Raw genomic sequence first — 19,762 nt, 5'->3', positions numbered from 1 at the left:
CCGTGCCTGCTTCGCGGCTACGACACGGGCGGACAGGGCCAGTGCCGGAGCGGTGCGGCGGGGCACCAGCAGCAGACAGTAGATTTCTCAGTCGGCGCGCCGGATTTCGTGCGAGCCAATGGTGCGGTGTGGCGCCTCCTTCGAAATGACAGACCGGCGCGAGCGCAGGGATTCTTAAACACCCTCTCACACAGAGCCGGCAGAGTCAACAGAGTTCGCTCGTGCCGTTTCCTCTGTTCATGCGCTCGAAGCCCATGTGAGCGGAGGCATGGCGCGCCGGCCGGCGAGGCACGAGCCGGCGTGGGCTGCCGGGAACGCTATAAAGATGGAATGCGGCAGGGTGCCATCCGCGTTTTTTGGGGGAGGGATGCGGATCGGCAGGTGCTCTCACCGGCGCACGGGAACAGGAGGTACTCTCCACCTGATGCGCGATCTTGAGAACTCTCCGCCACCCCCGCGATCGAGGTGAGCGGCACGCGTGACCGGACGCCGGCCTTTTGTGGATCCCGGACGCCGGACGTCGCGCTGGAACGCACGAATCACGACTGGCAATGATGATGAAGAGCTTCGCCCGCCCCGCGCTGATCCTGCTGCTGGCCGCGCTGGCGTCCGTCCCAGCGGCGGCGCAGTCCGGCGCGGCCGAGCGGGAGCGCGCGCAGGCGGAGCGCGCCCGCGTCAGCGCCGAGCGTGCGCGTGTGGACGCGGCGCGTGCCCGCGTGGCCACGCAGGGGGCGATGCACGAGGCCGCCGAGCGCCGCGCCTTCGACCTGCTGCTGCGCCATCGCGCCGAGCTGGCGCTCAGCGAGCAGCAGGTGCGCCGGCTGCAGGCCATCCTGGCGCGGCTGGACCAGCGCAACGCGCCGCTGCGGCAGCGGCTGGTGCAGCAGCACCAGCACCTGCAGGCCGAGCGCCGCGCCCAGCTGGAGCGGATGAGCGCCGGGCAGCGCCGCGCCGAGCTGCACCGCCTGCGGCGGGTGCGGCCCGACGTGCCCCGGTCGCTGGAGCCCACCGTGCGGCAGATGCGCCTGAACATCCACGAAGCCGTGCAGCAGGCGCAGGCCGTGCTCACCGTGCGGCAGCGGCTGCGCGCCCGCGAGCTGGCGCGGATGGAGGTGCGCGCGGTGACCCGCACCCACGTGCACGAGCGGCGCGTGACCCGCGAGGAGGCCGCGCGCCGCCAGCGGGAGGCGCAGCGCCAGCGCGAGCGCGCCCGCCGGGACGAAGCGCGGCGGCCGTGAGCTTCTCCGCCCCCGTCCTGGCCATGGACCTGGCCCCGGCGCGCGCGCCCGCGGCCCCGGCCGTGGACGACGAGCCCGCGCTGGTGGAGGGCGTGCGCCGCGGCGACCCCGCCGCGTTCGACGCGCTGGCCGGGCGCTACATGCGGTGCGCCTTCGCCGTGGCGTACCGGCTGCTGGGGAACCGCGAAGACGCCGAGGACCTGGTGCAGGACGCCTTCATGGCCGTGCTGCGCAAGATCGACAGCTTTCAGCGCGGGCGCAGCTTCTCGCCCTGGTTCCTCCGCATCCTGGTGAACCGGGGATTGAACGCCCGCAAGGCGCGCGCGCTGCGCACCACGGACGAGATCCCCGACGCGGCCGCGGCGTCCGGCGCGTCGCCCGAGCGGCACGCGGAGCAGGCGGAGGTGCGCGACCGGCTGCGGGCGGCCCTGGCCGGGCTTCCGGAACGGCAGCGCATCATCGTAGAGTTGTTCGAGCTCGAGGGGTTCGCCAGCACCGAGATCGCCGAGATCCTGGAGATCGCCGACGGCACCGTGCGCTGGCACCTTCACGAGGCCCGCAAGGCGCTGCGCCAGGCGCTGGCCGCGTACGACAGGAGGGAGGGATGATGGACGACATCGATCGCGACCCCGCGCTGGCCGCCGCGCTGCGCGGGGTGGAGGGCGCCGCCGATCAGCCGGACTGGGGCGCCCTGCGCGCCCGCCTTTCCGCCGCGGCCGAGCTGCCCCTGGCCCGCCGCCGCCGCGCGCGCTCGCTGCGGCGGGGGCTGCGCGCCGTGGTGCCCCTGGCCGCCGCCGCGGGGATCGCCGCCGTGGCCCTGCGCGCGCTCCCGGACGGGGAACCGCGGCTGTCTCAAGAAGAGCGCGCCGTGGTGGACGAGATCCTTACCCTTTCCACCCCCGACCAGGTGGGTCTGCTGATGACCGGCGAGGCCGCCGAGCGGGCCATGCTGGAGGCGGTGGTGCAGGGGGCGGAGGAGTAAGCTCGCCCGATTCCACGCGTTGCGCGGACGGCGCACGGCCGCCCCGCCGTCCATCGCCCCGGCTCTCCACGCCGAGAGCCGGGGCGGTGGACTTCATCGGTTTGCGACGCGGTGCGGGCGATCTGCTCCAACTTGTGGAAGCAGTCTGTCCAAGGTCCGTACGTTTCCCCTAATCTTTTGTGGCGCAACGAAATCGGTGTTCTGGCGGGTGCTTGACAAGGCGGCGGCGGGCCTGTAATTCCTATTGCACGGGGCGCCCCAAAGGTGGAAAACCGCCGGAGGGGCAGCGCGGCGCGAGCCGCGCCTCAACACCCGTTGCCTCCCGCCGCGTTCGTGCGGCGGGTTTGTTTTACTTGCACGGTACACCAAATGAACACGGCAGCCCTTTTCATTGACGGCGGATACTTCGACCGGGTCTCGCGCGACTGCGGCTCCCCGCGCATCGACTTCGGCAAGCTTTCGCAGGAGCTGGCCAGGCCCCACGAGCTGCTCCGCACGTACTACTATCACTGCCTTCCGTACATGGGCCCCACGCCCAGCGAGGAAGACCAGCAGCGATACGACAACAAGCAGCGCTTCTTCAACGCGCTCACCCGGCTGAACCGCTTCGAGGTGCGCGAGGGCAAGCTGGAGTACCGCGGCACCGACCGCGAGAGCGAGCGCCCCATCTTCGAGCAGAAGCGCGTCGACATCTACCTGGGCGTGGACCTGGTGATGCTGGCGGCCAAGGCGCGAATCCACCGGGCCATCCTGGTCACCGGCGACAGCGACTTCCTTCCGGCGATCCGCGCCGCCAAGAACGAAGGCGTGCTGGTGCACCTGTTCCACGGCACCGGCCCCCAGCAGCCCCACAAGGACCTGTGGGACGAGGTGGACGAGCGCACCGTCATCACCCCCGAGCTGCTGCAGCACTTCCTGCTCTGAACCGCTAGCCCGGTCCCCCCAGGACGCGAACGTTCGAAGCCCGCCGCGAGTACACGACTCGCGGCGGGCTTTTTTAGGTTACAGGTTACAGGTTACAGGTTACAGGTTACAGGGGACAGCGGGCACGTTCCCGCTGTAACCTGTCCCCTGTTCCCTATCCCCTATCCCCTAGCTCCCTGCCTTCTCGGCCGCGATCCAGCGCTCGATCTTGCTGCGCAGGAAGGGAAGCGGCACGCTGCCGTCCTCCAGCACCTTGTCGTGGAAGGTGCGGATGTCGAAGCGGCTGCCCAGCTCGCGCTCCGCCATCTCGCGCAGGCGGCGGATCTCCAGGTTGCCCAGCATGTACGCCGTGGCCTGCCCCGGCCAGCCGATGTAGCGGTCCACCTCGTTCTCCACCGCCTGCCGGTTCTCGGCGGTGTGGGCCAGCATGTACTCGATGGCCTGCTCGCGCGACCACCCCAGCACGTGCAGCCCCGGGTCTACCACCATGCGCGCGGCGCGCAGGGCCTCGTTGCTCAGCAGCCCCATGCGGTCCATGTCCGACGAGAACAGCCCCATCTCGTCCGCCAGGCGCTCCGAGTACAGCCCCCACCCCTCGCTGTAGCCGGAGTTGCCCATGAACCGGGTGATGATGTGCGCGCCCGGACGCTCCTGGGCCAGCGCCAGCTGCAGGTGGTGCCCCGGAATGCTCTCGTGGAACGCCGTGGACTCCACGCCCACTCTGGTCTGCTCTTCGGGCTTGTAGGTGTTGATGCGGTACTTGCCCGGCCGGGAGCCGTCCTCGGAAGGGGGCTCGTACGCGCCGCCGGGGGCCGACTTTTCCTCGAACTCCGGGTACGGCTCGATGATCACGTCGCTCTTGGGAAGCCGGCCGAACCAGCGGGGCATGGCCGCCCGCCCGCGCTCGATGGCGCCCTGCGCGTACGCCACGATCTCTTCGCGCGTACGGAACAGGTACTGCGGCTCGGTGCGAAAGCGCTCCAGCAGCCCCGGCACGTCGGTGGTGTTGAAGCTGCGCTGCGCGATGGTGCGCATCTCGGTCTGGATCTTGGCCATCTCGCGCAGCCCGATCTCGTGGATCTCCCGCGCCGGCACGTCCAGCGTGGTGAACGACCGCACCGCCGCCCGGTAGCAGTCCGTCCCCTCCGGGTTGCCCACGATGCCGATGGACTCGCGCGCGGCGGGAAGGTACTCGTTGACCAGGAAGTCGCGGTAGCGGCGCATGGCCGGGTACATCTCGTTCGTCATCACCTGCTCGAACTCCGCCCGGAACGCCGGCGTGCTGTCGCGCTGCATGGGCGAGGCGAACGGCGACTGCGCCGGCGGCATGGCCACCAGCTCCTCCATCTGCTGGATCACCCGGCGCACGTTTACCTGTGGGGCGCTGTACCCCAGGCGCAGCCCCTCGCGCAGGTTGGCGATCTCGTTGTCGATGGTGCGCGGCAGCGCGCGCCAGCGGGTCAGCGTCTGGGCGCGCAGCGCGTCGGTGCCCACCGGCTGCACCGCCGCCAGCCGCGGCAGGCTTACCTGCCAGCCGAACATCTGGTTTACGCCGGCCCAGTACTCGTTGTGGCACACGCGCCCCTGCGCGCCGCTCTGCGCCGCCTCGCGCAGGAAGCCCAGGGTCACGAACTCGGGCCGGCCCACCAGCGGCTCGGGGTCGATGGCCAGCACGCGCGCCGCGAAGGCGTCGTCCTCGGCCTCGTAGCGGCGCATGGTGGCCAGCGAGTTGTCGCTTACGCCCTCGTGGCGCATCCCGGGAAGGCCGATGTAGGTGGCGATCTCGGGCGAGCGGGTAAGGGCCGTCTGCATCACTTCGTCGGCCAGCGCGGTCACCTGGCGGGCCAGCGAGTCGGCGCGGGTCGTGGCCATGGGCGCCGGCATGGGGTCGATCCGCGGCGCCGCCGGAGCCATGGGGGCGGGTCCGTTCTGTACCTGCGCGGCGGGCGCGCATGCCGCCAGGGCAAGTGTGCCGGCGCAAAGCCAGCGTTTGGTCGCGATCATGACGTCAGTTGAAGTTCGGGGGGACTGATTCGGCGGCCGTCGAAAGGCCGCCGCGTGGGTGCATACGCCCGCGCCGGGCGCGGGGATTCAGGTTCGGGGAAATCGGGTTCGGCGCCGTTCCCGACCGGGCGCGCCGCGGCAGGGATCGAACCGCGTCGGCGGGCGCCCCCACCGGCTCGCTTAGGCTCGCCACCTCCCCCAAAACTGCTGGGGGAGGTTGGGGGGGCCGCGGGAGCGGAGGCTCGACGACTTGTATCGCACTGGCGCCGGACAGGGCCCCCTCTCCCCCGGCCCTCTCCCCCGCGGAGCGGGAGAAAGGGGAGAATTCGATCCCGCTTCGACAGCCTGCGTTCGCCCTGCCGGCACCTCGGAACTCTCGGCTCGCGTCACCTCTCTCCCGCGCTGTTTGCGGGGGAGAGGCCGGGAGAGGGGGCCACCGTCGGACGCAGTTCGAAAACCTTCGGACCGCCCCGGTCTCTGCCCTACCCCAACCTCCCCCAGCAGTTTTGGGGGAGGTGGGCGAGTAATGCGAGCCCGGAGGGGGCGCCTCCGCTCGCGCCAGACTCTCTGCAACACCCCGAAGCCGGTGCCGTCTATACCCTCTCCCGCTTGCGGGAGGGTGCGAGCCTGAGCGAGCGGGTGAGGGCCCTGCCGACGCAGTTCGAAAACCTTCGGACCGCCCCGGTCTCTGCCCTACCCCAACCTCCCCCAGCAGTTTTGGGGGAGGTGGGCGAGTAATGCGAGCCCGGAGGGGGCGCCGGGCGGAGCCCTCCGCTATCCCACCGTCTCGTACGGCTCGTCCGCCGCCGGCACCGGCTCGGTGCTCAGGCGAAAGGCGGCGCGCAGGGCGGCGAAGGCGGCTTCGGCGGCTTCGTCGCTGCGGGCGTGCACGTCGGCCAGGGGCTGGCCGGGGTGCACGCGGTCGCCGATGCGCGCGCGCAGGACGATGCCCACGGCGGGATCCACCTGGTCCGCCTTGGTCTTGCGCCCCGCCCCCAGCGCCAGCGCCGCGTCGCCGATGCCGCGCGCGTCCGCCGCCTCCACCCACCGCGGGCCGTCCTCGTCCACCGTGAACGCGCGGACGACCGGGGCGGCGGGGAGCAGCTCCGGCTGGCGGACCACGCGCGGGTCGCCGTGCTGGGCCTGGACCAGCGTCTCCAGCATGTCCGCGCCCGCGCCGCTGTCGCGCAGGCGGGTGAGGGTGGCGCGCCCCTCGTCCGCGTCCCGCGCGAGGCCGGACATCTCCAGCAGGTGCGCGCCCAGCTCCAGGGTGAGCGCCCACAGGTCGTCGGGGCCGCCGCCGGCCAGGGTGTCGATGGCCTCGCGCACCTCCAGCGCGTTGCCCACCGCGCGCCCCAGCGGCTGGCGCATGCCGCTGAGCACCGCCCGCGTCCCGCGCCCCGCCCCCGTGCCGATGCGAACCAGCGTGGCCGCCAGCTCGCGCGCCTCTTCCTGCGTCTGCATGAAGGCGCCGGATCCCCACTTTACGTCCAGCACCATGCTGCGCGCGCCGCCCGCCAGCTTCTTGGACATGATGCTGGCGGCGATCAGCGGAATGCTGTCCACCGTCCCCGTCACGTCGCGCAGGGCGTACGTCAGCTTGTCCGCCGGCACCAGCTCCGGGCTCTGCCCCACCAGCGCGCAGCCGATGCGCCGCACCTGGGCGCGCATCTCGTCCAGCGGCAGCTCGCAGACGAAGCCGGGGATGGACTCCAGCTTGTCGAGGGTGCCGCCGGTGTGGCCCAGCCCGCGCCCGCTCATCTTGACGAACGCCGCGCCCGCGGCCGCCATCAGGGGAACCAGGACGATGGACGTCTTGTCGCCCACGCCGCCGGTGCTGTGCTTGTCCACGGTGGGGCGGTCCAGGCCGGGCCAGTCCAGCGTGGCGCCGCTCTCCACCATGGCCCCGGTCAGCGCCAGCGTCTCAGCGTCGGTCATCCCCCGCCAGCAGACGGCCATCAGCCACGCCGCCATCTGGTAGTCGGGGATCTGCTTGCCCACGAACCCGCCCAGCAGGTAGCGAAGCTCCTCGGCCGTCAGCTCCTCCCCCCGCTTCTTGCGCTCGATCACCTGCACGGCCGTGGTCATTTGCCCCCCTGCGACTCGGCCAGGCGGGCGGGGCCAAAGGCGCCGGGGAGCAGGGCGCCCACGCTGGTCACCTCGTAGCCGTCCGGGCCGGGGGAGGGCATGATGAGGGGCATGTCGGGCCCGAACTCGTACAGCACCTGCCGGCAGGCGCCGCAGGGGGCGCACGGCGTCACCTCCTCCGGCCCGGTGACGGCGATGGCCAGGAACTCGCGCGCGCCCTCGCTGACCGCCTTGCCGATGGCCACGCGCTCCGCGCAGTTGGCCAGGCCGTACGACGCGTTCTCGACGTTGCAGCCGGTGAACACGCGCCCGTCCGCCGCCAGCAGCGCGGCGCCTACGTGAAAGCGGCTGTACGGCGCGTAGGCGTTGGCGCGCACCTCGCGGGCGCGGGCCAGCAGGTCGCGCGCGGCCGTTGGGTCGATGGAAGAGGATGGCGACGGGCTCAAGGCACTCATCACTTGCTGGTGGTCCGAGGAATGATCGGCAATATACACTCTCCGAACGCAAACGCACGCAAGCGGCCCGAGAAGGATGCAGCGACGGAGCGAGCATCGCCCCGAGTCCGCCAGCCCCCACCTCAGACCCATGAAGGGGTGACGCGGTCCAGAGCCTTTACGCGAGCGGCCGGCCGACGCGCGTTCAAAGAAGCCGGGGGGCCTCGCGGACACAGTTCGGCGTACTTCGAAGCGACCCCCATCCCTCGATCACCAACGGAGCCAGTTCTCGTCAGAATGCTGATGTTTCATGACGATATATTGTGTCTTCGATGATCCGCTCACCGTCCACACCAGGGAGGAAAGATGCCCAAGCTCAAGCTGAACGTGGAAAGTCTGAAGGTCGAAGCGTTCGACACCGGCCGCGGCGAGATGGACCGGCTGGCCGCCATTTCCCTGACGCACTGCATTTCTAACGACGGCGAGTGGTGCGTCCCCCAGCCGGCGACCCGCAGCTGCGGCTGCTGACGACCGGCTCCTCTCCGTTTCAGGCCGGTGAACACGGGCGGTCCGCCTGAGGCCGTGCAGATCCGGGTGGAGATCGCGAGCATGGAACGAACGGGGCGAGGATCCGGCGTGATCCTCGCCCCGCCGCCCATCCATTCGCCATCTCCCATCCCGGCATCCCGGCTCCACGAACCCCGGGCTCACGGGCATCTTCTGCGATCCCGGTACTTCGGTGATCAGGGAGTACGGCGCAAGATACACCGCCGCCGCGCAGACGCACGCCGCTCGCCCGGATCGGCGTCCGCCGAATCTCGCGGACCCCGTCCCGCGTATGCTGCGGTCCGCCGGGTGCACGCATTGCGGCCGGCGCGTCCGCACGGGGTGGCGGGCGGCGGAACGTACGATCTCAACTCAGGGGAGACGAGCAGATGCTGATCACCACGACCACCACGGTGGAGGGTCGCCCGGCGCGCGAGTACCTGGGCCTCGTGAGCGGCGAGGCCATCATGGGCGCCAACATCTTCCGTGACTTCTTCGCGGGGATCCGCGACGTCATCGGCGGGCGCTCGGCCGCGTACGAGGAGGAGCTGCGCAAGGCCAAGCAGATCGCCATCAACGAGATGGTGCAGGAAGCCACGGCTCGCGGCGCCAACGCCATCATCGGCGTGGACCTGGACTACGAGAGCATCAGCGTGGGCCAGGGCGGCGGCATGCTGATGGTGAGCGCCAGCGGCACGGCGGTCGTTCTGCAGTAGTCCGCACCCGTTCGGTGGATTGGGGGGGCGCCGGGGCATTCTCAGGATGCTCCGGCGCTTCCGCATCCTCTCGCGTGGCGCCGCTCCGTGCCGCATCTTCAGAATCAATCGCATGCCGAAAACAAGAAAGAACGGGCCTCACACAGAGTTAGCAGAGTCAAAAGAGTTCGCTCGTGCCGTTCCCTCCGCTCTCACCTTCCGAAACGCGGATCCGTGGTGAGCGGAGGCATGGCGCGCTGGTCGACGAGGCACGAGCCGGCGTGGGATGTCGGGAACGGGAGAGAGGTGGAATGCGGCAGGGGGCCATGAGAAATTTTTTGGGAGGGATGCGGATCGCGGGGTCCTCTTCCGAAGCGCGTGGGAACAGGCCGTCCGCACCACCTGATGCGCGATCTGGAGAACCATCTACCCACTCCACGGCCGAGGTCCACTCCACGGTCGAGGTGAGCAACACGCCTCCCGCGACGCCGGCCGTTTTCCGGATGCTCGTATGACGATGCTCCGCCGCTTCTACAGCCACCCTGCTTTTCCGCCACCGTGACGGAGATTCACCTGGACCAGAATGCCGCGCGCGCGCTGATGCTGGCGGCGCAGGGGCTGGACCGGCGGCCGCGCCGGCGCGCGCGCAAGGCGGACGTGCTGGCGGCGATCCGCCGCATGGGCGCGCTGCAGATCGACACCATCAGCGTGGTGGCGCGCAGCCCGTACCTGGTGCTGTGGACGCGCCTGGGCGACTACGAGCCGCGCTGGCTGGACGCCCTGCTGGCCGAGGGCAAGCTGTTCGAGTACTGGTCGCACGAGGCCTGCTTTCTTCCCACGGAAGACTATCCGCTCTACCGCCACCGCATGCTGGACCATTCGTGGGCCGGGTGGCGGTACGCGCACCGGTTCATGGAGGCGCACCGCGAAGAGGCCGCGCGCTTTCTGCAGCGGGTGCGCGACCACGGCGCGGTGCGCTCCACCGACTTCGCGCGCGAGGGCAAGGGCGGCGCGTGGTGGGACCGCAAGCCGGAAAAGCAGATGATGGAAAGCCTGTTCACCGCCGGCGAGCTGATGATCGCGCGGCGCGAGGGCTTTCAGCGCATCTACGACCTGCGCGAGCGTGTGCTTCCCTCGTGGGACGACTCCCGGCTTCCCTCCGCGGACGAGGTACGGCGGGCGCTGGTGGTGAAGGCGGTGCGCGCGCTGGGGATCGCGAAGGCGAAGTGGGTCGCGGACTACTTCCGCATGGCGAAGACAACCACCAAAGCGCTTCCGGAGCAGCTGGCGAAAGACGGTGAGCTGCTGCGCGTGACCGTGGAGGGATGGAAGGAGCCCGGGTACGTGCATCCGGAGCATGCCGACACCGCCCGCGCCGCCGCCGCGGGGCGCGCCAAGCCCGTGCTGACGACGCTGCTCTCGCCCTTCGATCCGCTGGTGTGGGACCGCGCGCGGGCCAGCGAGACGTTCGGGTTCGAATACCGGATCGAGGTCTACACGCCGGCCCCGAAGCGCGTCTACGGCTACTTCGTCCTGCCGATCCTGCACCGGGGAAAGCTGGTCGGGCGGCTGGACCCCAAGGCGCATCGCAAGGAGGGCGTGTTCGAGGTGCGGAAGATCCACTTCGAGCCCGGCGTGCGCCTGACGGATCGGCTGATCACCGAGGTGGCCGCTCGCATCCGCGACTGCGCCCGCTGGCACGGCACCCCGCGCGTGGAGCTTCGCGACAGCGATCCCCCCGAAGCCGCCGCCCGCCTGCGCGCCGCGCTGCAGGCGGAGAGCGAGGGGCGAGTGCACGAAGAGCCCGGAATCCGTTAGATTCCGGACGCCCGCGTCCGTTCCGCCGGGCGTCCCGGTGCTCCGGCACGCCGATCCACCGCATTTCGCCGCACCCGTGCCGACCCTGCGTACACCTTCCGAAGACGAGATCCCGGCCGGTCCCGTCGAGGGGATCTCCGCCGCCGCCGCCGCCCAGAAGGCGTTCGCCGAGGCGGCGGGAATGCTGAGCGATTTCACCGGCGGCGCGTCGCTGCTGCAGGTGGAGTGGCAGCTGATCCAGCAGCTGGCCCAGCAGGCCGCGCAGCTCAGCGGCGACCTGGACGCGTGGTCCGCCGCCGACCTGGTGGTCACCCTTCCGCGCCCCTGGTGGGATCCGCCCTGGGCCGACTCGCACGACTCGGCGCTGACCCGCTGGGTGCGGCGGCGCGCCGTCCGCACCCGCACGGTCGCGCAAGTGGTGCTGATGGGGAGCGTGGACACCGATCCCGAAGGGACCACCGCGGAGCACTGGTCGTTCTACGTGGACGCGTACCTGCTGGGCGACGACGGGGTGCTGCGGGTCGCGGGCGAGTTCCGGGCCTTTTCGCGCGCGGAGCACCCGGCGCCGCCGTACACCCCCGGCGACATGGGGCCGTGCGACCCTGCATGGGAGGAGCTGGCGATCAGCCTGGGCGCGGACCCCACGCTGGTGGAACTCGACGGCGTGGGGTTCGATACCACGGAGATGCTGCTGAAGGCCTTCGCGGAGCTGGCCGAGGCCACCCGCCGGACGATGGCGTCGCGCATCGAGCGGCTGCGGCATTCGGGCGGGGTGCTTTCCGCCGGCGCGGGCGGGCGGGGTGAAACCAGATCGTTCCCCCATCCGTAAGTCACGGCCGCGCAAGCGCATCCACATCCATCACCCCAACGCGATAAACCATCCCAGATGTACGGGATCGCGGGCCTGCTGACCGGGCGCTCCCTGTGCGGGCGCTACCGAATCGACGCGGTGATCGGCCGCGGCGGCATGGGCGCCGTGTACCGTGCCACGGACGAGCGCCTGGGCCGTGCCGTGGCCGTAAAGGTCATCGGCATTACCGCCGCCGATCCCGGGGAGCACGGCCGGCTGCAGGCGCGCTTTCTTCGCGAGGCGCGCGCGGCGGCGGGGCTGCACCACCCCAACGTGGTGTCGGTGTACGACTTTGGCACCGACGACGCGGTGGGGCTGGACTTTCTGGTGATGGAGCTGCTGACCGGCGAAGACCTGGCCGTGCGGCTGGCGCGCACCGGCCCCCCACCCATGCACGTTTCGCTCAGCATTCTGCGGCAGGCGGCGCGCGGGCTGGCGGCGGGGCACCGCGTGGGGCTGGTGCACCGCGACGTAAAGCCGGGCAACCTGTTCCTGGAGACCAGCGACCACGCCGACGAGCCGCACGTGCGGGTGCTGGATTTCGGCATCGCCCAGCTTTCGGGCGACGAGGGGACGATGACGCACCTGACGGAGTTCGGGCGCTCGCCGTTCTCCCCCGCGTTCGCCTCGCCCGAGCAGATGCGCGGCGAGCAGCGCCTGACGCCGTCGTCCGACGTGTTCAGCCTGGGCGCGGTGGGCTACAACCTGCTCACCGGCGTGCGCCCGTTCACCTCGTCCGACGCGGTGCGGATGGCGGAGGAGGTGGCCGAGGCCGTCCGCGCGCTGCCGGAGCGGGCCCCCGACGTGGAGCCGCGGGTGCGCGAGGCGCTGGCCCGCGCGCTCTCCATCCACCCGCTGCAGCGCTTTTCGGACGCCACCGCCTTCGCGGACGCGCTGACGCACGGCGTCTCCGCCCCCGCCGCCGCGCCGTCCGTCGCAGGCCCGGCAGCCGCCGCCGCTTCGGCCATCCCTGTGGCTGCCCCGCCGCCGCTGCCTCCGCGCCGTGCGCGCGCGCCGCTCGGGGCCGTCTCGGTGGAGCCGGACGAGGGAACGCGGCTGCAGACGGTGCAGCCCGGGCCCGCCGCGCGCCCCGTGCGTCCGGTGCGCGAGGCCACGGTTCCGCCCGCGTTCGCCCCGCCGCGCGCCGCCACCGTTCCGCCGCCGGCGACCACCTCGTTCGCGCCGCCGCCGCTGGCGCAGCAGCTTCCCGCGCTGCACGCCCACGCCGCGACGCCCGCGGCGGCCATGGCCGCGCAGCGGCCGGGTGGCGTGCGCCGCTTCTTTCGCGGGCTGTGGGACCTTACCGTGACCACGGCGGTGATGGCGCTGTTCGTGGGCGCGTGGGTGCTGGCGGGCAACGGCGTAATGCAGGGGCGCACCGACCAGATCTACGCCGGTGCGGCGGCGTCGGTGCTGTTCACGCCGCTGGCGGTGCACCGGCTTACCGGGCGCCGGGGCCGCTACCGGTTCGCGCTGTTCGGCTCCATCATCGCCACGGCCACCGCCGTGTACTACGTGGGGCGCGACACCGATCCCGCCATCCTGCTGGCCGCCATGTTCGGCATGCAGGTGGTCACCAGCTTCGTGATGGCCCGCCTCACCCGCCGCCGCGTGATCACCCCGCCCTTCGTCGGCTACTGACCACCGCGCCAGCAGATACGCCCCGCATCGAACCATAGGTGCGGGGCATTTTGTTGTGCCTCATTCCGCGAATCGAGGCAAGCTGACGCGAGCGCCGATGGGGATGGCTCGCATGCCGCAGACGTCCTCATTCATCCGCTTTACGACACGTCCGCTCCCGCTCGTGCCGCTGTTGGCCGTGTTCGCACGGGCACTTCACAAAGCTGCCGCACCGGGTCATCATCAAATCAGGTGCTGAGAAGAGGTGCATTGACGGCTAAACCCCTTCGACAGGAGTGGTACATGATCAGATTATCTGATAATTTACTGAATCAGATTCCTTCGATTCAGGAGTGGGCCATGCGTACAGCCAGCGTAACAGAAGTCGCGCGCAACTTCGCCGAGTACGTAAACCGCGTCTCGTATCTGGGAGAGCGGGTGATCCTGACGCGCGGAGGCAAGCCAGTGGCGGAACTCGGCCCCGTCACGCGGGGCGTCCCCATCCGTGACATCCCCGCGCTGTTTGCCAGCCTGCCGCGCCTTACGCCCGCCGAGGCAGAGGAGTTCGGCCGCGATCTGGACGCCGCCCGCGATGAACTCAACAGGCTGGAGGTGCGGGACCCGTGGGAATCCTGATCGATGCCAGTGTCCTCATCGAGCACGAACGTGGCCGGCTGAACGTCGTCGACGTGCTGGAGGGGTTGGGTGAAGGCGAGGGGTTCCTTTCCGCTGTCACCGCGAGCGAGTTGCTGCACGGGGTTCATCGAACAAAGGATACTACCGCGCGCACTCGGCGGCTGGCATCGGTAGAAGCGTTGCTGGGAGCGTTCCCCATCCTCCCGGCCGACAAGGCCGTGGCCAGGGTGCACGCGCACCTGTGGGCCCACCTTGCGGCGGCGGGAACCCCGATCGGCGTGCACGACATGTGGATTGCAGCCACGTGCCTGGCGGGCAGCTACTCCCTGGTTACGGGAAACCTGCGAGAGTTCGTGCGCGTCCCCGGCCTGATGGTGCACGCTGCCCCGAGTTGACGCCTGATGATCTGCTCAACTGGCGTTGAGACAGAGGTGTTGATGAATGACGAGGGATGGACCGAGGCCGACGACATCGTGGAAGAAACCCGCGAAGCTCGGCGGCGGCTGTGGGAGCGCTGTGACAACGATCCCAAGAAGTACATGGCGTACATGAAGGAACTGCATCAGCAGCTCCTGCAGGCGGGCTGGGTAGAGGCGCCGCCGCGTCCCAGGCAGGACAAATCCGCCGCCTGATCCATCCCTCGTCGTCCGCTCGCGCGGTCAGTGGTAGTCGTGCGAGCGGACGACCTGGCTGGCCTGGTCCAGGCGCAGGGGAAAGAACGTCTCGGCCTTCAGGTTCACCACGCTGTCCTCGCGCCCCAGCCTTCCCCGCACGGCCAGGATGCCGCTGCCGTTGATGATCCGCGCTACTCTGGATAGGAGCGCGGTTCCCGGCGCGCATTCGTGTTTCTGCAAAGCGCACCGTTTTCGCCAGCTTCGAAACGTGCTTGTGCCGCACGTGGCCGTGTTCGCACGCGGGCTTCCGTGGCTCATCCGCACGCTGATAGCTTCGCGCGCATGCCGAAGCCACGCGTGTACGTCGAGACGACAATTCCAAACTTCTACTATGAGAGGCGTCCGCAGCCGGAACTGGTCGCGCGACGTGAACTCACGCGCGTGTGGTGGTCGGACGCTGCCGAACAGTACGAACTGGTGACCGGCTCGGTGGTTTTCGTTGAGCTTGCCGCAGGCACTAGTGATCGCGTGCCGCTGCGGATGGCGCTTTTACGCGGGATTGAAGTCCTTTTCCCAGATTTGAAAACAGCTGCCACGGTGGAAGCGTACGTGCGACATCGCCTGATGCCAGGAAGGCCGAATACGGCGGATGCTACGCATCTCGCGCTTGCATCTCATCACAATTGCGATTTCATTGCAACGTGGAACTGCAAGCACTTGGCGAACCCGAACAAGGCCACGCACATCCAGCGGATCAACACGGCCCTTGGCTTGCACGTTCCCGAACTGGTGACCCCACAGGACCTGCTCCGGAGGAGAGCATGAGTGCGGAGCGCGACGCGGTTGACGAAGTCCTCGATGAGCTTCACGAAGTTCGAACGGCGATTTCTGCGCAGTTCGACCACGACCCCAAGAAGTACATCGCCTATCTTCAGGAAGTCCATCAGCAGCTCCTTCAGGCGGGCTGGGTAGAGGCGCCGCCGCGTCCCAGGCAGGACAAATCCGCGGCTTGACCCATCCCTCCCCGCTCGCGCGGTCAGTGGTAGTCGTGCGAGCGGACGACCTGGCTGGCCTGGTCCAGGCGCAGGGGAAAGAACGTCTCGGCCTTCAGGTTCACCACGCCGTCCTCGCGCCCCAGCCTTCCCCGCACGGCCAGGATGCCGCTGCCGTTGATGATCCGCGCTACTCTGGATAGGAGCGCGGTTCCCGGCGCGCATTCGTGTTTCTGCGAAGCGCCCTCTTTTCGCCAGCTTCCAAACAGGCCCGTGCCGCACGTGGCCGTGTTCGCACGCGGGCTTCCGTGGCGCATCCGCACGCTGATAGCTTCGCGCGCATGCCGAAGCCACGCGTGTACGTCGAGACGACGATTCCGAATTTTTACTATGAAACGCGCATGCAGCCGCAGCTGGTTGCACGGCGTGATCTTACGCGCATCTGGTGGTCGGATGCCGCAGAGCGCTACGAACTGGTGACCGGCTCCACCGTACTTCGTGAGTTGGCGGCGGGCAGTAGGCACCACATGGTGCGATTGCGCATGGATCTTATGCGGGGAATTCCGGTGTTGTTCGCACGTTCGCGGATACGGGAGATCGCAAGGGTATATGTGGAGCACAAGCTGATGCCGTCAAAGCCTACAATAGCGGATGCAATCCATCTGGCCCTTGCCTCTGATGATCATTGTGATTTCATTGTAACGTGGGACTGTCGGCACTTGGCAAACCCCAACAAAAGGGCTCACATCCGGCGGGTCAACTCGGGGCTCGGATTGCATGTGCCTGAATTGGTGACACCGGATGATCTGCTCAGGAGGCGAGGATGACGGAGCATCGGAACCCGGTCGATGAGGTGCTCGATGAACTGCACGAGCTTCGAGAGGCTCTCGATGCCGAGTTCGACCATGATCCTGACAAGTTCTTCTCCCATCTTCGCGAGTTCGAAGAGCAACTCCTGCGCGAAGGCTGGGTAGAGGCGCCGCCGCGTCCCAGGCAGGACAAATCCGCCGCCTGATCCACCCCTCGCCACCCGCTCGCGCGGTCAGTGGTAGTCGTGCGAGCGGACGACCTGGCTGGCCTGGTCCAGGCGCAGGGGAAAGAAGGTCTCGGCCTTGAGGTTCACCACGCCGTCCTCGCGCCCCAGCTTTCCCCGCACGGCCAGGATGCCGCTGCCGTTGATGATCTCGCGCTCCTTTTCGTAGAGCTGCGGCGTGATGATCACGTCCAGGCGGCCCGTCTCGTCCTCCAGCCCCACGAACACGAAGCCCTTGGCGGTCCCCGGCCGCTGGCGCACGATCACCAGCCCCGCGGCGGTCACGCGCTCGCCGTGGCGGTGGGCGCCGTCGCGCAGGTCGGCCAGCTCGGCGATGCCCAGCTCGCGCAGGTAGCCGCGCAGGTGCCGCATGGGGTGCCCGTCGATGTCGAAGCCCGTGACGTGGTGCGCCATCAGCGTGCGCTCCGCCGGCGCCAGCTCCGGCAGCTGCGTGCTGGAGGGGCGGACGGGCGCCAGCGGACCGCCGCTGCGGCGCGCGCGCCACTCGCCCAGCACCGTCCACAGCGCCTGCCGCGGCCCGCCCGGGATCCACGACCGGAACGCCCCCGCCGCCGCCAGCGCGCGCAGCCCGTGCTCCGAATCGAACCGCTCCACCACGTCGGCCACGCTGGCGAAGGCCCCCCGCTCCAGCTCCGCTCTGAACCGCCGCCCGGTGACCGTCCCCAGGCCCCGGACGTAGCGCAGGCCAACACGAACGGCGGGGGGAGAAGTGCGTGAGTGCGTGAGTGCGTCAGTGCGGGAGTGGGCTCGAGCATCGGCGCCGCTCACTTCCGCACTCACGCACTCACGCACTGACGCACTATCTTTCTCCTCCAACGTGCAGTCCCACGCGCTGTGCGCCAGGTCTACCGGGCGCACCTCGACCCCGTGCAGCCGCGCGTCGTGGATCAGCGTGGATACGGGGTAAAAGCCCATGGGCTGCGCGTTCAGGATGGCGCACAGGTACTCCGCGGGATAGTAGTGCCGCAGCCACGCGCTGGCGTACGCGAGCAGCGCGAAGCTGATGGCGTGCGACTCGGGGAAGGTGTAGCTGGCGCACGCCTCCAGCCATCCCAGCACCTTCTCCGCGGCTTCCTCGTCCACGCCGCGCGCGTGCATGCCGTCGCGGATGGTCTGCGTGGCCTTCATCATGTCTTCGCGGCTGCGCTTGCGGCTCATGGCGCGCCGCAGCTTGTCGGCCTCGCCCGCGCTGCAGCCGCTGACCACGATGGCGCAGCGCATCAGCTGCTCCTGGAACAGCGCCATCCCGTGCGTGCGCCCCAGCACCGCCTCCAGGTCGGGGTGCGGATACTCGGTGGGCACGTCGCCCCGGCGGCGCGCCAGCATCTCCTTGACCTGCCCGCCCAGCATGGGGCCGGGGCGGATGGCGCCCACCGAGATCACCACGTCGTAGAAGCAGGTGGGGCGCAGGCGGGGGAGGAAGTTGGCCTGCGCGCGGCTCTCGATCTGGAACAGGCCGATGGTGTCGGCGGCGCCGATCTGCGCGTAGACGGCGGGGTCGTCCATCGGCAGCCGGCCGATGTCGATCTCCTCGCCGCGCCAGTCGCGGATCAGGTCCATGCACTGGCCCAGCAGCTTGAGCATCCCCAGCCCCAGCAGGTCGAACTTGGGCACGCCCAGGTCCGCGCAGTCGTCCTTGTCCCACTGGATCACCGTGCGCTTGACCATCGACGCCTGCTCGATGGGGACGGACTCGCCCAGCGGCGTGCCGGAGAGGATGAAGCCGCCGCTGTGGATGCCCCGGTGGCGGGGCAGGCCGTCCAGCCCGCCCACCAGCTTGACCAGCGCCTTCGCCCTGGGCTCCGCGGGGTCCAGGCCGATGGCCCGCAGCGCCTTGCCGTCCGCCATCTCCAGCCACTCCGCCGCTTTCGTCGCCGACGAGTATCCATCCACCCGCCTGGCCAGGAAGTCCGCGTCGGCCACGGGCAGCCCCAGCACGCGCACGGCGTCGCGGATGGCCGAGCGGCCGCGGTACTCCACGTGGGTGCACACCATGGCCGCGTGGCCGCGCCCGTACGTGTCGTACACGTACTGCAGCACGCGCTCGCGGTCGTCCATGGCCGCGAAGTCCACGTCGATGTCGGGCGGCTCGGGGCGCTCGGGAGAGAGGAAGCGCTCGAAGAGGAGGTCGTTGGCCACGGGGTCCACCGCCGTGATCCGCAGCGCGTAGCACACCAGCGAGTTGGCCGCCGAGCCGCGCCCCTGGCACAGGATGCGCTTTTCACGCGCGAAGCGGCAGATGTCCCACACCACTAGGAAGTGGTCGGCCATGTCCATGGTGCGGATGATGGCCAGCTCGTGCTCCAGCTGCTTCCAGTGCTTGGCCGACGCCTCGGGGAGCCGGTCGCGCATGCCGGCGCGTGCCAGCGACTCCAGCATGGCGTCGGCCGAATCCCACTCGGCGGGAAGGTGAAAGCGGGGGTGGATGGGGGGCGCCTCGTGCAGCCGGAAGCCGGCGCAGCGCTCCGCGATCTCGCGGGTGCGGCGGATGCCCTCGGGCGCCGTGCGCCAGCGCCGCGCCATCTCGGCGGGATGCTGCAGGCACCACTCGGCGCTGGGACGCAGCCAGCCGCGGCGGTGCGCCTCGTCCAGCGTGGTCTCGCGGCGAATGCAGGTGAGCAGGTCGTGCACGGCGCGGCCGGTGGGGTCGGCGTAGTGCACGTCGTGCGTCACCGTCCAGGGGATCCCCGTCTCGCGCGACAGGTCCAGCAGGTCGGCGCACAGCGACGCCTCCTGGTGCGTGCGGTGGTCCCACAGCTCCAGGTGAAAGCGGTCGCCGTAGATGTCCTTGAGGTTCCCCGCCCACGCGCGCGCCTCGGCGTGCCGCTCCTGGCGCATCAGTGTCGGCAGTCTGCCGTGGGGACAGCCGGAGAGCGCGACCAGCCCCTCCGACCGCGCGGCGAGCGCGTCCAGGTCCAGCGCGGGGGTGCCGCGCGGGCTCTCCGTGCGGGCCGTGGTGAGCAGGGCACAGATGTTTTTCCACCCCGACCAGTTTTCCACAATCAGGGTGAGGTGAGATCCGTCCCACAGCGTGGTTTCCGCGCCCAGGAGCGGGGCGATTCCGCTGGATGCACAGGCGCGCGAAAACCGCACGGCGCCCCCCAGGTCGTCGTGGTCGGTGAGCGCCAGGTGCGTGTATCCGAGCTCCGCGGCCCTTGACACGAGGCCCTCGGGAGACGTAGCACCGTCACCGAGCGAAAACGCGCTGTGACAATGCAGCTCTACGTAATCCTGCGTATTCACAACGACTTAGCCCCTAATCGCCCG

21 protein-coding genes are annotated in these 19,762 nt (G+C 69.8%); 16 read left to right on the top strand and 5 right to left on the bottom strand.

Annotated elements, in window-relative coordinates; genetic code table 11:
- Nucleotides 1-551: 551 nt before the first annotated feature.
- From VGC13_RS28225 to VGC13_RS28210, 4 genes are all read left to right on the top strand, one after another.
- Nucleotides 552-1,238, top strand: a complete 687-nt coding sequence (locus VGC13_RS28225) for a hypothetical protein (RefSeq protein WP_331128672.1) — start codon at nucleotides 552-554, stop codon at nucleotides 1,236-1,238.
- Nucleotides 1,235-1,846, top strand: coding sequence for an RNA polymerase sigma factor (locus tag VGC13_RS28220; protein ID WP_331128671.1), 612 nt, complete (start codon nucleotides 1,235-1,237; stop codon nucleotides 1,844-1,846). Before VGC13_RS28225 ends, VGC13_RS28220 begins: the two co-directional genes overlap by 4 nt.
- Complete coding sequence (locus tag VGC13_RS28215; RefSeq protein ID WP_331128670.1) at nucleotides 1,846-2,220, top strand: hypothetical protein; 375 nt, start codon at nucleotides 1,846-1,848, stop codon at nucleotides 2,218-2,220. Before VGC13_RS28220 ends, VGC13_RS28215 begins: the two co-directional genes overlap by 1 nt.
- Before the next feature lie 369 nt (nucleotides 2,221-2,589).
- Nucleotides 2,590-3,144, top strand: coding sequence for an NYN domain-containing protein (locus tag VGC13_RS28210; protein ID WP_331128669.1), 555 nt, complete (start codon nucleotides 2,590-2,592; stop codon nucleotides 3,142-3,144).
- 168 nt (nucleotides 3,145-3,312) lie between these two features.
- Here the strand turns inward: VGC13_RS28210 and VGC13_RS28205 are convergent, their stop codons facing one another.
- The 3 genes from VGC13_RS28205 to VGC13_RS28195 all read right to left on the bottom strand — a co-directional run bounded on the left by VGC13_RS28205 (nucleotide 3,313) and on the right by VGC13_RS28195 (nucleotide 7,691).
- Entirely contained in the window at nucleotides 3,313-5,148 is a 1,836-nt protein-coding gene (locus tag VGC13_RS28205) for a DUF885 domain-containing protein (RefSeq protein WP_331128668.1), read from the bottom strand.
- Between the two features lie 774 nt (nucleotides 5,149-5,922).
- Nucleotides 5,923-7,236, bottom strand: a complete 1,314-nt coding sequence (locus tag VGC13_RS28200) for a thymidine phosphorylase (RefSeq protein ID WP_331128667.1) — start codon at nucleotides 7,234-7,236, stop codon at nucleotides 5,923-5,925.
- Nucleotides 7,233-7,691, bottom strand: a complete 459-nt coding sequence (locus VGC13_RS28195) for a cytidine deaminase (RefSeq protein WP_331128666.1) — start codon at nucleotides 7,689-7,691, stop codon at nucleotides 7,233-7,235. The genes VGC13_RS28200 and VGC13_RS28195 overlap by 4 nt, the downstream gene beginning before the upstream one ends.
- 345 nt (nucleotides 7,692-8,036) lie before the next feature.
- Here VGC13_RS28195 and VGC13_RS28190 point away from each other — a divergent pair, with 345 nt between their 5' ends.
- From VGC13_RS28190 to VGC13_RS28155, 8 genes are all read left to right on the top strand, one after another.
- Nucleotides 8,037-8,198 carry a hypothetical protein gene (locus VGC13_RS28190; RefSeq protein ID WP_331128665.1) on the top strand — a complete coding sequence of 54 codons (162 nt, stop codon included), beginning with the start codon at nucleotides 8,037-8,039 and terminating at the stop codon, nucleotides 8,196-8,198.
- Between the two features lie 407 nt (nucleotides 8,199-8,605).
- Entirely contained in the window at nucleotides 8,606-8,932 is a 327-nt protein-coding gene (locus VGC13_RS28185) for a heavy metal-binding domain-containing protein (RefSeq protein ID WP_331128664.1), read from the top strand.
- Nucleotides 8,933-9,469: 537 nt separating this feature from the next.
- Nucleotides 9,470-10,729: a winged helix-turn-helix domain-containing protein gene (locus VGC13_RS28180; protein ID WP_331128663.1), complete on the top strand. Its 1,260-nt coding sequence runs from the start codon at nucleotides 9,470-9,472 to the stop codon at nucleotides 10,727-10,729.
- A 76-nt stretch (nucleotides 10,730-10,805) separates the two neighbouring features.
- Nucleotides 10,806-11,558 (top strand): hypothetical protein, encoded by a 753-nt coding sequence (locus VGC13_RS28175; RefSeq protein WP_331128662.1) that lies wholly within the window; start codon nucleotides 10,806-10,808, stop codon nucleotides 11,556-11,558.
- 57 nt (nucleotides 11,559-11,615) lie between these two features.
- The gene (locus VGC13_RS28170; RefSeq protein WP_331128661.1) at nucleotides 11,616-13,220 is read left to right on the top strand and encodes a serine/threonine-protein kinase; all 1,605 of its coding nucleotides are present in this window, start codon (nucleotides 11,616-11,618) and stop codon (nucleotides 13,218-13,220) included.
- Nucleotides 13,221-13,502: 282 nt separating this feature from the next.
- A complete protein-coding gene (locus VGC13_RS28165) occupies nucleotides 13,503-13,835 on the top strand; it encodes a type II toxin-antitoxin system Phd/YefM family antitoxin (RefSeq protein ID WP_331128660.1) in 333 nt (110 codons plus the stop codon).
- Nucleotides 13,823-14,230 carry a PIN domain-containing protein gene (locus VGC13_RS28160; protein ID WP_331128659.1) on the top strand — a complete coding sequence of 136 codons (408 nt, stop codon included), beginning with the start codon at nucleotides 13,823-13,825 and terminating at the stop codon, nucleotides 14,228-14,230. The genes VGC13_RS28165 and VGC13_RS28160 overlap by 13 nt, the downstream gene beginning before the upstream one ends.
- Nucleotides 14,231-14,272: 42 nt before the next feature.
- Nucleotides 14,273-14,467, top strand: coding sequence for a hypothetical protein (locus VGC13_RS28155; protein WP_331128658.1), 195 nt, complete (start codon nucleotides 14,273-14,275; stop codon nucleotides 14,465-14,467).
- Between the two features lie 27 nt (nucleotides 14,468-14,494).
- Here VGC13_RS28155 and VGC13_RS28150 read toward each other — a convergent pair whose 3' ends face one another.
- Nucleotides 14,495-14,689 carry a hypothetical protein gene (locus tag VGC13_RS28150; RefSeq protein WP_331128657.1) on the bottom strand — a complete coding sequence of 65 codons (195 nt, stop codon included), beginning with the start codon at nucleotides 14,687-14,689 and terminating at the stop codon, nucleotides 14,495-14,497.
- Nucleotides 14,690-14,806: 117 nt separating this feature from the next.
- Here VGC13_RS28150 and VGC13_RS28145 point away from each other — a divergent pair, with 117 nt between their 5' ends.
- From VGC13_RS28145 to VGC13_RS28130, 4 genes are all read left to right on the top strand, one after another.
- Complete coding sequence (locus VGC13_RS28145; protein ID WP_331128656.1) at nucleotides 14,807-15,274, top strand: PIN domain-containing protein; 468 nt, start codon at nucleotides 14,807-14,809, stop codon at nucleotides 15,272-15,274.
- Nucleotides 15,271-15,462: a hypothetical protein gene (locus tag VGC13_RS28140; protein ID WP_331128655.1), complete on the top strand. Its 192-nt coding sequence runs from the start codon at nucleotides 15,271-15,273 to the stop codon at nucleotides 15,460-15,462. Before VGC13_RS28145 ends, VGC13_RS28140 begins: the two co-directional genes overlap by 4 nt.
- Nucleotides 15,463-15,782: 320 nt before the next feature.
- The gene (locus tag VGC13_RS28135) at nucleotides 15,783-16,268 is read left to right on the top strand and encodes a hypothetical protein (RefSeq protein WP_331128654.1); all 486 of its coding nucleotides are present in this window, start codon (nucleotides 15,783-15,785) and stop codon (nucleotides 16,266-16,268) included.
- Complete coding sequence (locus tag VGC13_RS28130; RefSeq protein ID WP_331128653.1) at nucleotides 16,265-16,456, top strand: hypothetical protein; 192 nt, start codon at nucleotides 16,265-16,267, stop codon at nucleotides 16,454-16,456. The genes VGC13_RS28135 and VGC13_RS28130 overlap by 4 nt, the downstream gene beginning before the upstream one ends.
- A 27-nt stretch (nucleotides 16,457-16,483) precedes the next feature.
- Here VGC13_RS28130 and VGC13_RS28125 read toward each other — a convergent pair whose 3' ends face one another.
- Complete coding sequence (locus VGC13_RS28125; RefSeq protein ID WP_331128652.1) at nucleotides 16,484-19,738, bottom strand: error-prone DNA polymerase; 3,255 nt, start codon at nucleotides 19,736-19,738, stop codon at nucleotides 16,484-16,486.
- Between the last annotated feature and the right edge of the window lie 24 nt (nucleotides 19,739-19,762).

Origin of the sequence: Longimicrobium sp. (assembly GCF_036399255.1) — a bacterium.
GTDB lineage: Bacteria > Gemmatimonadota > Gemmatimonadetes > Longimicrobiales > Longimicrobiaceae > Longimicrobium.
This window is presented reverse-complemented; position numbering and strand designations above follow the sequence as displayed.